Raw genomic sequence first — 12,923 nt, forward strand, 5'->3', positions numbered from 1 at the left:
GCGCCGCGCCTGGATGCGCTCTCAAGCTGCTGCCGCCTGCTTCGCCAACGCCCGCAACACGTGCGCGGCCGCGGCAAACCCGAAGCTTGCCGTCACGCACACGCTCGAACCAAAACCCGCGCAGTTCAGACCGACCGGCCCGGTGTGCCCCGGCGAGGTCGTGACGTGCTCGGCTTCCTCGTCGATATCGCAGACGGCCGCTTCGGGATAGATCAGCGGCTCGTCGGAATACACCGCGCTCACCTTGAACTTCGCCTTCGGCCCGCGCGGAAAACCATGCTGTTTGCGTAACTGTCCACGTACTTTCGAGAGCAACGGGTCCTGGATCGTCAGCGCGAGATCGTCGATGCGAATGCGCGTGGGATCGAGCTGGCCGCCCGCGCCGCCCACCGTGATCAACGGCTGTTTCCTCTCGACGCACCATGCGATCAACGCGGTCTTGGTGCGCACGCTGTCGATCGCGTCGACCAGGTAATCGAAACCGCCGCCGAGCGTCGCCGCGAAGTTATCCGGCTCGACAAAATCCTCCACCAGCCGCACGTCGCAAAACGGATTGATCGCCGCGATGCGCTCGGCCATCGCTTCCACTTTGGGCTTGCCGAAGTTGCCGTCGAGCGCGTGGATCTGCCGGTTGGTGTTGCTTTCGGCGACGTTGTCGAGATCGATCAGCGTGAGCGTGCCGACCGCGCTGCGCGCCAACGCCTCCGCCACCCACGAGCCCACTCCGCCGATGCCGATCACCGCGACATGCGCGCCTTCGAACGCGGCGAGCGCCGGCGCGCCATACAGGCGAGCGATGCCGCCGAAGCGCCGCGCGCGGTCGGCGGTTTCGCTCCCGTCGACGCTGGTAGTAAGATCGGATTGCGCGGTGGTGCTGGACATGGTGACAAGGCTCGTTGAAAAGAGGCAATACAGAATGGGGCGACGCCTGGGTACTCGCAGTCGGTATTTTGCCTGAACGCGTCGGTCGGGATGGCCGTGGGGCGTCGCGGCGTCGCCAGCTAACCGAAGGCTTTACGAAAGGCGCGCAAGCGCGAGACGGCATGCCTCGGTGCAATGTCCGGTCCCTTGATCTGGCCGCGCGCAAAGATTTCGCTCCTTAGCTATACTGGCCGAACTGTAGCGTTCGCATAAGAACATGACCTCACTCGCCGAACTTCGAAAAAATTATTCGCTCGGTTCGCTGGACGTTGGCGATGTCGACCGCAACCCGTTCCGTCAATTCGAAACGTGGTTTCAACAAGCGGTCGACGCCAGGCTGCCCGAGCCGAACACGATGACCTTGGCCACGGTCGACTCGCGCGGCCGGCCGTCGGCGCGCATTGTGCTGATCAAAGGCGTGGACGAACGAGGCTTCGTGTTCTTCACCAACTACCAGAGCCGCAAGGGCCTGGAGCTGGCCGCCAACCCCTACGCCAGCCTCCTGTTCTACTGGATCGAACTCGAGCGCCAGGTGCGCGTCGAGGGCCGCGTCGTTAAAACCAGCGAGGAAGAAAGCGATGCGTACTTCGCGTCGCGCCCGCTCGGTTCACGCATCGGCGCGTGGGCGTCCAATCAAAGTCAGATAATTGAAAGCCGCTCGCAGCTTGAAACACGCGAGCGCGAAATCCGCCTGCAATACGGCGACCAGCCGCCGCGCCCGCCGCACTGGGGCGGCTATCGTCTGGTCCCCGAGGCCATCGAATTCTGGCAGGGCCGGCCGTCGCGTCTGCACGACCGGCTGCTCTACACACGTTCAAGCGAAAGCAGCGACTGGCTGATCTCCCGCCTCTCGCCTTGAACCCGGATACAACGCCGCCAGCGCGTTGCCAACGCAGCAGCGCGCGGCGGCAGGATCGTGCTCGCGGCATGGGAGTTGCGTCGCACTGAGTAACGATCCGCACGAGCTTTGCTTTAGTTCAACAGACACGGAGAAATCACATGTTCTGGGAGAAAAAGCTGGCGCAGTGGGTGGACGATGTAAAAACGAGGGCGAACTTGCCAGCGCGCCTTGTGCTGTGGGACGGCCAGCAACATGACTTCGGGCAGTTCGCCGCGCCTCAGGTCACGCTGCACGTCAAAAGCGCCACGGCGCTGCCCTATCTGCTCGAACCGAGCCTCGACAATCTCGGCGAGGCGTACGTCAAGGGCAAGATCGACATCGAAGGCAAGCTGTCGGACATCATCAATATCAGCTACCAGCTTGCGCGCAGCACCGTCACCAGTGCGAGCAAGCTGGCGCGCGTGCGGCGCTACTTCAATCATTCGAAAGCGTCGGACAAGAAGGCGATCCAGTATCACTACGACGTCTCGAACGAGTTCTACAAGCTGTGGCTCGACGAGAACATGGTGTACTCGTGTGCGTACTTCGAAAACGGCGACGAGGATCTCGCCACCGCGCAGATCAAGAAGATCGACCACATCCTCACCAAGATCCAGTTGCAGCCGGGGCAGCGCCTGCTCGACATCGGCTGCGGCTGGGGCGCGCTCGTATTGCGTGCGGCACGGAAATTCGGCGCGAAGTGCGTGGGCGTGACGCTCTCGCAGAATCAGTACGATCTCGCCACCGCTCGCGTGAAAGCCGCGGGCCTCGAAAGCCAGATCGAGATTCGTCTGCAGGATTACCGCGACGTCGTCGGGCAATTCGACCGCATCACCAGCGTCGGCATGTTCGAGCACGTCGGCCGCAAGAATCTGCCGGGCTACTTCGAGAAGATCCGCGACCTGCTGGTCGACGACGGCATCGCGATGAATCACGGCATCACGTCGAGCGATGCGGACAGCGGCGAAACCGCGCTCGGCGGCGGCGAATTCATCGACCGCTATGTGTTCCCGGACGGAGAACTGCCGCACATCAGCCTCGCGCTCGAATCGATGCAGCGCGGCGGGCTCGAAGCGGTTGACGTGGAAAGCCTGCGCCGTCACTATGCGCACACGCTGGAAATCTGGGCGGAGAACTTCGAGGCGCATGCGGAGGAAGCCCGCAGTCTGGTCGACGACGAAAAATTCCGCATCTGGCGCGTGTATCTGGCCGGCTGCGCGTATGCGTTCGAGAACGACGACGTGTCCATCTACCAGGTGGTGTGCCGCAAAGCCGGCCGCAGCGCGAAAACCTTACCATGGTCGCGCCGCTATATGTACGAGAAACCGCTGTGATACGGGTACGCCGCCACGACTTGCCGTGGCGGCGTACCCAGGTTGCGTGACGGGGTGGCGTCCATTGGCGGCCCGACGTGGCGCAACCTTTGAACAGCAGGCCGAACATCGATGGACCGGAGCGGGACGAGTGAAGTGGGAGAGCCGGTGAACGGCGAGCATGACGCGGCAGCCGAGGCTGGGCAATTCGATCTGTTCGGCATGCCGGTGGAGCCCGCGCCATCGCCATCGAAAGCGGCTCAAATCGCACAAGCGGAGCGCCCGGCCGTTCCCGCCGACGCCCCCAAAAAACGCCGCGCCCGCGAGGTGCTGGCGGCCACGCCCTCGCCGGAGCTTCTCGCGCTCGCCGCCGAACTGCCGCCGCAAGTCCACCTCGGCACCTCGACTTGGTCGTTTCCCGGTTGGAACGGCATCGTCTACGGCGACGAATACAGCAACAGCAAACTCTCGCGCGAAGGTCTCGCGGCCTACGGCGCGCATCCGCTGCTCAAGACGGTCAGCATCGACCGGTCGTTTTATCAGGCGCTCACCGTCACCGAGTATTTGCGCTACGCGCAGGAAGTGCCGGCGCATTTCCGCTTCATCGTGAAGGCGCCGATGACGATCACCGACGCCACCGTGCGCGCCGAACGCGGCGAGCCGGTCTCGCTGAACCCGTGTTTTCTGAATGCGCAAATGGCGATCGACGACTTCGTCACGCCATGTCTCGAAGGACTCGGCGCGAAAGCCGGCGCATTGGTGTTTCAGTTATCGCCGTTGCCCGATCAGATGCTGGCCGAGCCGGCGGCGTTCATCGAACGCCTCGCCGAATTCCTCGCGGCATTGCCGACGTTGCCCGAAGGCACCTGCTACGCAATCGAAATCCGCGACGCCAGTTTGCTGACGCCGCGCTTTATCCGCACGCTGAAGGCGGCGGGCGTGCGCTATTGCGTCGGCATTCACGCGCGCATGCCCGACCCGCTGCGCCAGGCCGCGGCGCTCGCGCTGCTGGACGGCGAGCCGGCCGGGCCGCTGATCGTGCGCTGGAGTCTGCACGGCGGCTTCAAATACGAACAGGCGAAGGCGAAGTACGAACCGTTCGATCGACTGGTGGACCAGGACCCGGCCACGCGCGCGTCGCTCGCCGAACTGGCCGCGCGCTACGCGCTGGCCGGCCAGCCGGTGGTGATCGCGGTCAACAATAAAGCGGAAGGGTCCGCGCCGCTCAGTTGCGTCGAACTGGCGCGGGCGATCGTCGAGGCGTATGCGCGGCTGGCTCACGAGCATGAGCATGACCCAATGCAGCCGGCGCCCGGCGAACATGAACGAAACGAAAGCGGCGAACCAGGCTAGGCGAACCCTCGCTCAACGAGGGCTCGTTGGCTATCGCCTGGCTGAATCGAACCACCGCTCCGCTCAACTCGCCTTGACGCGATGCGCGAACTTCTGGCGAAACTTCGCGACTTTCGGCGCCACCACGAACGAGCAATATCCCTGGTTCGGATGCTGCGCGAAATAGTTCTGATGATAGGCCTCGGCAGGCCAGTAGTTGCCGTCGAGCGGCAGCACTTGCGTGACGATCTGCCCGTCGTAAATGCCTTGTTCGCCGATCTCGCGAATCGCCTGTAGCGCCGTTTCGCGCTGCGCGTCCGAATGCGTGAAGATCACCGAGCGATATTGCGTGCCGACGTCGTTGCCCTGCCGATTCAATTGCGTCGGATCGTGGATCGCAAAGAAGATATCCAGGATCTCGCGATAACCGATCTTCGCCGGGTCGAAGTCGACGTTCACGACTTCCGCGTGGCCGGTCACGCCATCGCATACCTGCTCGTAGGTCGGATGCTGCGTATGACCGCCCGCATAGCCCGACTCCACCGAGTTCACGCCATCGACGCCCAGATATACCGCTTCGAGGCACCAGAAACACCCGCCACCGAGGGTGGCGACTTCGCCTGTCTGACTCATGCTGCTCGCTCCTTGAGACTCATAGTCGGCCGATGCCGGTCCCCGCGTGGCCGCAACGCTCATGCCCATCGCGGCGTTCCAGCTTAGCGGGTTTTCCACATACCGGCAGGGGTCGCGGCCAATCCCGCCGCGATTGCAGTTAAAATTGGGACAAATCGACGATTTTCACTATGACTTTCGAATCATTTGTTTCCGGCCGCACGCGCGATGGGTTCAGCCTTGGATTCTCAAGGCTTGCGTCGAAGGCTTTCATCCGATGAAGCGCGCCAGCCCGCCCAACTTCGACCAGAACGCCTTCAAGCAGGCGCTCAGCCAATTCGCCACCGGCGTCACCGTCATTACAACGCGTGCGGAGTCCGGCCAATTGATCGGCATCACGGCCAGCTCGTTCAATTCGGTTTCGCTCAATCCGCCGCTGGTGCTGTGGAGTCTCGCCACGCGCTCGGCGTCGATGCCGGTATTCCGCGCCAACAGCCACTACGTGGTCAACGTGCTGGCCGGCTCGCAACTCGATCTGTGCAAGCGCTTCGCCACCGTGAAGGGGGATCGCTTCGAAGGCGTGTCGCACGCGCAAGGCGATACCGGCATGCCGGTGCTCGACGGCGCGCTCGCCTGGTTCGAATGCCATAACCGCAGCCGCTACGAAGAAGGCGACCACGTGATTTTCGTCGGCGAGGTGGAGCGCTGCGGCGTGCATGAGCATGTCGCGGAGGTGTCGCCGCTGGTGTTCCAGAACGGCCAGTTCCACGGACTCAAACCGCTCTGAAGGCGACGCCCTGTTTTACACGCGGTACATGTAGGCCATGCAGCATGACCGGCGATGTGGGAAGCGTCCGATACACGCATGGCACTTCGGGGCTTGCGCGATCGGCGGTGGATTCAACGATCGTTATGCGACGCGCCATGCCCACCGGTTTTCGTCACCAGCGACACCGGCACGCCTGAATCTTCCTTGAGCGTCTGCAGCACGATATTCGAGCGAATATCCATCACGCCCGGCGCTTTATAGAGGCGATGCAGCACGAAATCCGAATAGTGCTTGAGGTTGTGCGCGAGCACGCGCAGCAGGTAATGCGTTTCGCCGGTCACGACGAATGCGCCGACCACTTCGGGCCAATCCTGCAGCGCCTGTGCAAAACGCTCGTGCCAGTTCTCCTGGTCGTTGCGCATCGACACCTGCACGAACGCCTCCAGTTCAAAACCCAACACTTCGCGATTCAGACACGCGCGGTAATGTTCGATGACGCCCTGCTCTTCCAGGAGGCGCAAGCGGCGCAGACACGCCGACGGCGAGAGCGAGATGCGCTCCGCGAGATCCAGATTGCTGATGCGTCCTTCCTGCTGAAGCACCGCCAGAATACGGCAATCGGTGGCGTCGAGCGAGATCGCGTTCATATTCGGTCTCCCTTTCCCATTTGACTCAAATTATGTTCCAAGACAACGCGTAGAAGGAGATTTTTTCGCAATCACATTTCGCGGCAAGCCACCTATCATTCCCGGATAGACAAAACACCGCAGATGGAGATATGGACACACTCTGGGACATCACCCCCGCCGTCGATACCGCGACGCCGGTCTGGCCGGGCGACACGCCGGTCGGCATAGAACGCGTGTGGCGCATGGAGGCGGGCTCGCCGGTCAACGTCGCGCGGCTGACCTTGTCGCCGCACACCGGCGCTCACACCGACGCCCCGCTGCACTACGACGCCGAGGGCGCCGCTATCGGCCACGTGCCACTCGACGCCTACCTGGGCCGCTGCCGGGTGATTCATTGCATCGGCGCCTCGCCTGTTGTCACGCCACAACACCTGAACGGTTCGCTCGACGATCTGCCGCCGCGAGTCTTACTGCGCACTTACAGGAACGCGCCCACCGCGGCCTGGGACAGCGCGTTCTGCGCGGTCGCGCCGGAGACCATCGACCTGCTGGCCGCGAAGGGCGTGAAGCTGATCGGCATCGACACGCCGTCGCTCGATCCACAGGAATCGAAAACGATGGACGCTCACCACCGCGTGCGCGCGCATCGCATGGCGATACTCGAAGGCATCGTGCTGGATGCCGTCGCGCCCGGCGACTATGAACTGATCGCGCTGCCGCTGAAGCTGACCACGCTCGACGCGAGCCCGGTGCGCGCGGTGTTGCGCGCGCTGGCCAGCACCCACTGAACGCTTTTCCTGACCGACTGGACCACCATGAACCATCGTGACGAAGCACTGGCGCTCGACCGCGCCGACCCGCTCGCGGCCCTGCGCGACCAGTTCGCGCTGCCGCCGGCCACTATCTATCTGGACGGCAACTCGCTCGGCGTGGCGCCCGCCGCCGCCGCGCAGCGCGCGCAAACCGTGATCGGCGCCGAATGGGGCGAAGGCCTGATCCGCAGCTGGAACAGCGCCGGCTGGTTCGCGTTGCCGCGCCGGCTCGGCAACAAGCTCGCGCCGCTGATCGGCGCGGAGCAGGACGAAGTCGTCATTACCGATACGATTTCGATCAACCTCTTCAAGCTGCTGTCGGCCGCGTTGCGGCTGGCGAATGCGCGCGATCCGAAGCGGCGCGTGATCGTCTCCGAGCGCTCGAATTTCCCGACCGATCTGTACATCGCGCAAGGGCTGATCGAGCAGCTCGATCGCGGCTACGAATTGCGTCTCGTCGACGACCCGTCGGAACTACCCACCGCGATCGACAACGACACGGCCATCGCGATGATCACGCACGTGAACTACCGCACCGGCTATATGCACGACATGGCGGCGGTCACGAAGCTGATCCACGACCAGGGCGCGCTCGCGCTGTGGGACCTCGCGCATTCGGCGGGCGCGGTGCCGGTCGACCTGAACGGCGTCGGTGCCGATTACGCGGTCGGCTGCACGTATAAGTATCTGAACGGCGGACCGGGCTCGCCCGCGTTCGTATGGGTGCCGCAGCGTCACCAGAACGACTTCGCTCAACCGCTGTCCGGCTGGTGGGGTCATCGCGCGCCGTTCAAGATGGACCCGACCTATCAACCGGACGACGGCATCGGCCGCTTCCTGTGCGGCACGCAGCCGATGGTGTCGATGTCGCTGGTCGAATGCGGGCTCGACGTGTTCCTGCAGACCGACATGCAGGCGATCCGCAAGAAATCGCTGGCGTTGACCGATCTGTTCATCGAGCTCGTTGAAACGCGCTGCGGCGAGTTTCCGCTGAAGCTCGTCACGCCGCGCGCGCATCGGCAGCGCGGCTCGCATGCGAGCTTCGAGCATCCGCACGGCTATGAGGTGATGCAGGCGTTGATCGCGCGCGGCGTGATCGGCGACTACCGCGAGCCGCACGTGTTGCGCTTCGGCTTTACGCCGCTGTACACGCGCTTTGTCGACGTGTGGGATGCCGTGGAAACGCTGCGCGACGTGCTCGCGAACGAGACCTGGCGCGCGCCTGAATTCGCCGCACGCGGCGCTGTGACCTGAGGAGCACGCAATGACCGATCACATGCAAACGCCGGGTTTGCCGGAAGAAAAACCGGCGCAGGGGTGCCCGTTTGGGCATGGGCAGACCGCGGCGCCTGGCGCATCCACGAAGTCCGATTCTTCCGGCGACGGCTGGCACGACGCGCAACTCGATTTCTCCGAATCGATGAGCTACGGCGACTATCTGTCGCTGGGAACGGTGCTGAATGCGCAGCATCCGCTGTCGCCGGATCACAACGAGATGCTGTTCATCATCCAGCATCAAACCAGCGAGTTGTGGATGAAGCTCGCACTGTATGAATTGCGCGCGGCGTTGAAGGCGGTGCATCGCGACGAGTTGCCGCCGGCGTTCAAGATGCTCGCGCGCGTCTCGCGGATCATGGAACAACTCGTACAGGCTTGGAGCGTTCTCGCGACGATGACGCCGTCCGAGTACACCGCCATGCGGCCATACCTGGGGAGTTCTTCCGGGTTTCAGTCGTATCAGTACCGGCAGATCGAGTTCCTGCTCGGCAACAAGAACGAGCAGATGCTCAAGCCGCACGCGCATCGCGCGGACGTGCTTGCCGAGGTGAAGGCTTCGCTGGAAGCGCCTTCTTTCTACGACGAGGTGGTGAGGCTGCTTGCGCGTCGCGGGTTTGCGATTTCACCTTCCAGACTGCAGCGCGACTGGACGCAGCCCACCACGCACGATGCTTCCGTCGAGGCGGCCTGGCTCGAGGTCTATCGCAACCCGTCGCAACATTGGGAGTTGTATGAGATGGCCGAGGAACTGGTCGATCTCGAAGACGCGTTTCGCCAGTGGCGGTTCCGGCATGTGACCACGGTGGAACGGATCATCGGCTTCAAGCAAGGCACGGGCGGCACGAGCGGCGCGCCGTACCTGCGAAAGATGCTGGACGTGGTGCTGTTTCCCGAGCTTTGGCATGTGAGGACGATGCTGTAGTCACCTCGCGGTATAGCCCCCATCGATCGGCAAGCAAACACCGCTGATCATCGACGCCGCGTCGCTCAACAAAAACATGATCGGCGCGGCGACCTCGGCGGACTCCGCAAACCGCTGCAAGGGAATCGCCCGCAACGCGGGCTCGCGCTTCGCGGGATCGCTCCATGCCTGCACCGCCATCGGCGTCAACGTGACGGTCGGATTGACGCTGTTCACGCGAATGCCGAACGGCCCGAGTTCGATGCACAACGCGCGCGTCACCGCATCCATCGCCGCCTTGGAAGCCGAATAGCTCAGATGATCGTCCAGCGCGACGAGCGCGGCCTGACTCGACACGTTCACGATACTGCCTGCGCGCCTGGCGTCGATCATCCCGCGCGCCACGTGCTTCGCCACCAGCACGGCGCCACGCGTATTCACCGCCATCACGCGATCGAAACTGGCGGCCGTCGTATCCACCGCGCGTTCGAGCAACGCAATCCCCGCGCAATTCACGAGGCCGTCGAATGGATCGAGCGAGCCCAATGCATCGTCGATCGCGGCTTCGTCGCTGACGTCGAGCGTCAGCGGCTCGCAGCCGGTCTCTTCAGCGAGGCGCGCGAGTTCTTTGACGTTGCGCGCCGCGGCGACCACGTTCGCGCCGGATGCGCACAACGCCTCGACCGTCGCGCGCCCGATTCCGCTCGATGCGCCCGTGACCAGAATCGACTTGCCGGAAAAATCGAAAGTAGCATTCATGATGATTGCAACCGATGCATGACCGGCTTCAACGCCGGATAAAGGTCCGTATAAACGCCGAAGCGCTTTTCGTACAGCGCGAGGCGCGCGGCGTCGGGCTGCGCGCGCTCGATCAGCGTCACCCAGCCGCCCTGCGCTGCCTCGGGCGACACCAAACCGGCGCCCACCCCGGCCAGCAGCGCCGCGCCCATTGCCGCTTCCACTTCCTGCTCGATCGTGTAGACCGGATAGCCGGTGATGTCCGCGATGATCTGCATCCACAGATCCGAATGCGCGGCGCCGCCCACGACGATCAATTTGTCGTCCAGCGACTGCGCGCCTTTGCGTCCCGCCTCGATGTTGTGCTTGAGCGCGAACGACACGCCTTCCAACACCGCGCGGTACAGATGCGCGCGCGTATGGAACAAACTCAGGCCGACAAAAGCGCCGCTCGCCTTCGCGTCCCACACCGGACTGCGCTCGCCCATCAGATACGGCAGGAACATCACGCCATCCGAACCGGCGGCCACCTTCGCGGCGGACTCTTCGAGCAGGCGATGCGGGTCGCCATGCGGCGTCGCGCGCGCGGCCTCGATCTCCGCATGACAGAACTGCTCGCGATACCACGTCACCGACGCGCCCGCCGTGATCGCGCCGCCGAACACGTAGATGTCGCGCTGACCGTTGAACACGTGCGGCATGCTGATCAGGCCATGCCGCGCATCGACGGTCTGGTTGATATAGCCCCAGCACATGCTGGTGCCGATCATCGCGACATGCTGGCCGGCACGCGTGACGCCCGCGGCGAACGTCGCCACCGCCGCGTCCACGCCGCCCGCGACGATCGCCGTGCCCGCTTCGAGTCCGAGTTGTTCGGTCCATTGCGATAGCAGGCCGCCCACCACTTCGGACGATTCCACCAGCCGCTCCGGCATCATGGTCGCCGGAATGCCGAGCATGTCGAGCGCTTCGTCGGACCAGTCGCGCCTGGCGATGTCGTAGATGCCGCCGATATTGCCCGCCGAACTGTGATCGACCGCGACCTCGCCGGTGAGCATATAAATGATGTACGCGTTCGGCGGCAGGAAATAGCGCGTGTGCGACCAGACGTCCGGCTCGTGATCGCGCAGCCACAGCATCTTCGTGTAGCCGTAATAGCTGTCCACGCCGTTGCCGGTGATCGCGTACAGGCGTTCGAGATCGACGTTGCCGCGCACCCATTCGACCTGATCGGTCGCGCGCCGGTCCATCCAGATCAGGCACGGATAGAGCGGCCGCATATCGCTATCGACGGCGATGCCCGAGCCGCCATACAGGCTGCTCACGCACACCGCCTTGACCGATGCCGCCGCGACGCCCGCCTCTTTCGCCTTCGTCACGCAAGCGGCGATGCATTCCACCACCGCCTTGAACCACACCGCGGGCCATTGCTCGGCCCACAGCGGCTTGGGCGTATCCGGCTGATAGCTCGACGCATGCTGCGCGACGATCGCGCCGTGCTGATCGACGAGCAGCGCCTTGGTGCTCTGCGTGCCGATATCGACGCCGATGACGTAGTTCATACTGTCTCCGTTTATATGCCGCTCGCGTTCGCTCGATGCTGTGAACGTTCAGGCGCGCGGCTTCATCAATACCTTGATCGAATCGAGCGAGTCGGCGACCTTGATCGCCTCCTCCCATTCCTCCAACGAAAAGCCGTGCGTGACGATGCCCTTCGAGGTGACGAGTCCGCGCGCCAGCAGATCGATTGCGATCGGATAACAGTAGGGTCCAAGATGCGCGCCGCGCACGTCGAGTTCCTTGCGATCGCCGATCACCGACCAGTCTAGCGTGGTATCCGCGCCGAACACCGAAAACTCGACGAAGCGCCCGAGCTTGCGAATCAGGTCCATGCCCTGGTTCACGCCGACCGGCGCGCCGGTGGTCTCGATGTACACATCGCAACCGTAGCCGTCAGTGAGCGAATGGATGATCGCGAGCGCGTCGTCCTGCTTCGGATTGATCGTCACGTCGGCGCCGTACTCGCGCGCGAGCGCGAGGCGCTCTTCCACCAGATCGATCACGACGAGCTTCTTCGGCGTTTTCAGATGCGCGACTTGCGTCATCATCAGGCCGAGCGGTCCGGCGCCCGCGATCACCACCACGTCGTCGAGCTGCACATCGCCGCGATTGACCGTGTGAATCGCGCAGGCGAGCGGTTCGATGATCGCCGCGTCTTCGAGCGAGATGCCGTCGGGAATCTTGTGGACGATCGCGGTCGGCGGAATGCGCATGTATTCGGCCATGCCGCCGTCCGCGACTTCGCGCTGAAAGCCGAAGATGTTGTGCACCTCGCACATCCAGTATTGGCCGGACTTGCAGTAACGGCACTTGCCGCAGGGCACGATCTGCTCGGCGATCACGCGGTCGCCGGGCTTCACGCCGAAGTGCGCGGCCGCGCCTTCGCCGATCTCCTCGACGAAGCCGAAGAATTCGTGCCCAGGAATCACCGGCGCTTTCACCCACGGGCTCGGGCCGCCCCAGAACATCTTCGCGCCCGAATGGCATTTGCAGTCGCTCGCGCAAATGCCGCACGCGGCGATGCGGATCACCAGTTCATGCGCGCGCGCCTTGGGCTTCGCCACCTGTTCGACCCGATAGTCTTTCGGCGCATGACAGACGATGGCCGTCATGCTCTGCTTGTCAGCTTGAGTGGATTGAGTCATTGCGTGGTCCTGCTTGAAAGAGAAAGTCAGTGG

The 12,923-nt window shown here is 63.6% G+C and carries 13 protein-coding genes; 7 read left to right on the forward strand and 6 right to left on the reverse strand.

Annotated features, from left to right (window positions below):
* Nucleotides 1-21: 21 nt before the first annotated feature.
* Nucleotides 22-882, reverse strand: coding sequence for a tRNA cyclic N6-threonylcarbamoyladenosine(37) synthase TcdA (gene tcdA / locus ACOCG7_RS27235; protein WP_073426982.1), 861 nt, complete (start codon nt 880-882; stop codon nt 22-24).
* A gap of 256 nt (nt 883-1,138) precedes the next feature.
* Between tcdA and pdxH the strand changes: the two genes are divergently transcribed.
* From pdxH to ACOCG7_RS27250, 3 genes are all read left to right on the forward strand, one after another.
* Nucleotides 1,139-1,780: a pyridoxamine 5'-phosphate oxidase gene (gene pdxH / locus ACOCG7_RS27240; protein ID WP_073426981.1), complete on the forward strand. Its 642-nt coding sequence runs from the start codon at nt 1,139-1,141 to the stop codon at nt 1,778-1,780.
* A gap of 140 nt (nt 1,781-1,920) precedes the next feature.
* Nucleotides 1,921-3,135: an SAM-dependent methyltransferase gene (locus ACOCG7_RS27245; RefSeq protein ID WP_073426980.1), complete on the forward strand. Its 1,215-nt coding sequence runs from the start codon at nt 1,921-1,923 to the stop codon at nt 3,133-3,135.
* Between the two features lie 111 nt (nt 3,136-3,246).
* The gene (locus ACOCG7_RS27250) at nt 3,247-4,467 is read left to right on the forward strand and encodes a DUF72 domain-containing protein (protein ID WP_421378027.1); all 1,221 of its coding nucleotides are present in this window, start codon (nt 3,247-3,249) and stop codon (nt 4,465-4,467) included.
* A 63-nt stretch (nt 4,468-4,530) separates the two neighbouring features.
* Here ACOCG7_RS27250 and msrA read toward each other — a convergent pair whose 3' ends face one another.
* Nucleotides 4,531-5,079 carry a peptide-methionine (S)-S-oxide reductase MsrA gene (gene msrA / locus ACOCG7_RS27255; RefSeq protein WP_073426978.1) on the reverse strand — a complete coding sequence of 183 codons (549 nt, stop codon included), beginning with the start codon at nt 5,077-5,079 and terminating at the stop codon, nt 4,531-4,533.
* Nucleotides 5,080-5,335: 256 nt separating this feature from the next.
* Here msrA and ACOCG7_RS27260 point away from each other — a divergent pair, with 256 nt between their 5' ends.
* A complete protein-coding gene (locus ACOCG7_RS27260) occupies nt 5,336-5,845 on the forward strand; it encodes a flavin reductase family protein (protein ID WP_073427221.1) in 510 nt (169 codons plus the stop codon).
* Between the two features lie 113 nt (nt 5,846-5,958).
* Here ACOCG7_RS27260 and ACOCG7_RS27265 read toward each other — a convergent pair whose 3' ends face one another.
* Complete coding sequence (locus ACOCG7_RS27265) at nt 5,959-6,474, reverse strand: Lrp/AsnC family transcriptional regulator (protein WP_073426977.1); 516 nt, start codon at nt 6,472-6,474, stop codon at nt 5,959-5,961.
* A gap of 131 nt (nt 6,475-6,605) precedes the next feature.
* Between ACOCG7_RS27265 and kynB the strand changes: the two genes are divergently transcribed.
* Genes kynB through kynA form a run of 3 tightly spaced genes read left to right on the forward strand, consistent with a single transcriptional unit; the run spans nt 6,606 to nt 9,468 of the window.
* Nucleotides 6,606-7,244: an arylformamidase gene (kynB, locus tag ACOCG7_RS27270; RefSeq protein ID WP_073426976.1), complete on the forward strand. Its 639-nt coding sequence runs from the start codon at nt 6,606-6,608 to the stop codon at nt 7,242-7,244.
* Nucleotides 7,245-7,271: 27 nt separating this feature from the next.
* A complete protein-coding gene (gene kynU, locus ACOCG7_RS27275) occupies nt 7,272-8,522 on the forward strand; it encodes a kynureninase (RefSeq protein ID WP_073426975.1) in 1,251 nt (416 codons plus the stop codon).
* A gap of 10 nt (nt 8,523-8,532) precedes the next feature.
* Nucleotides 8,533-9,468 (forward strand): tryptophan 2,3-dioxygenase, encoded by a 936-nt coding sequence (gene kynA, locus ACOCG7_RS27280; protein WP_073426974.1) that lies wholly within the window; start codon nt 8,533-8,535, stop codon nt 9,466-9,468.
* Here the strand turns inward: kynA and ACOCG7_RS27285 are convergent, their stop codons facing one another.
* Genes ACOCG7_RS27285 through ACOCG7_RS27295 form a run of 3 tightly spaced genes read right to left on the reverse strand, consistent with a single transcriptional unit; the run spans nt 9,469 to nt 12,890 of the window.
* Entirely contained in the window at nt 9,469-10,206 is a 738-nt protein-coding gene (locus tag ACOCG7_RS27285; RefSeq protein WP_073426973.1) for an SDR family oxidoreductase, read from the reverse strand. It abuts the gene before it with no gap.
* On the reverse strand, nt 10,203-11,747 hold the full coding sequence (locus ACOCG7_RS27290) for an FGGY-family carbohydrate kinase (RefSeq protein WP_073426972.1): 1,545 nt from the start codon (nt 11,745-11,747) through the stop codon (nt 10,203-10,205). Before ACOCG7_RS27290 ends, ACOCG7_RS27285 begins: the two co-directional genes overlap by 4 nt.
* A 48-nt stretch (nt 11,748-11,795) precedes the next feature.
* On the reverse strand, nt 11,796-12,890 hold the full coding sequence (locus ACOCG7_RS27295) for an alcohol dehydrogenase catalytic domain-containing protein (RefSeq protein WP_073426971.1): 1,095 nt from the start codon (nt 12,888-12,890) through the stop codon (nt 11,796-11,798).
* Nucleotides 12,891-12,923: the final 33 nt, after the last annotated feature.

This window comes from Paraburkholderia sp. DD10, from assembly GCF_049177125.1.
Taxonomy (GTDB): Bacteria; Pseudomonadota; Gammaproteobacteria; order Burkholderiales; family Burkholderiaceae; genus Paraburkholderia; species Paraburkholderia terricola.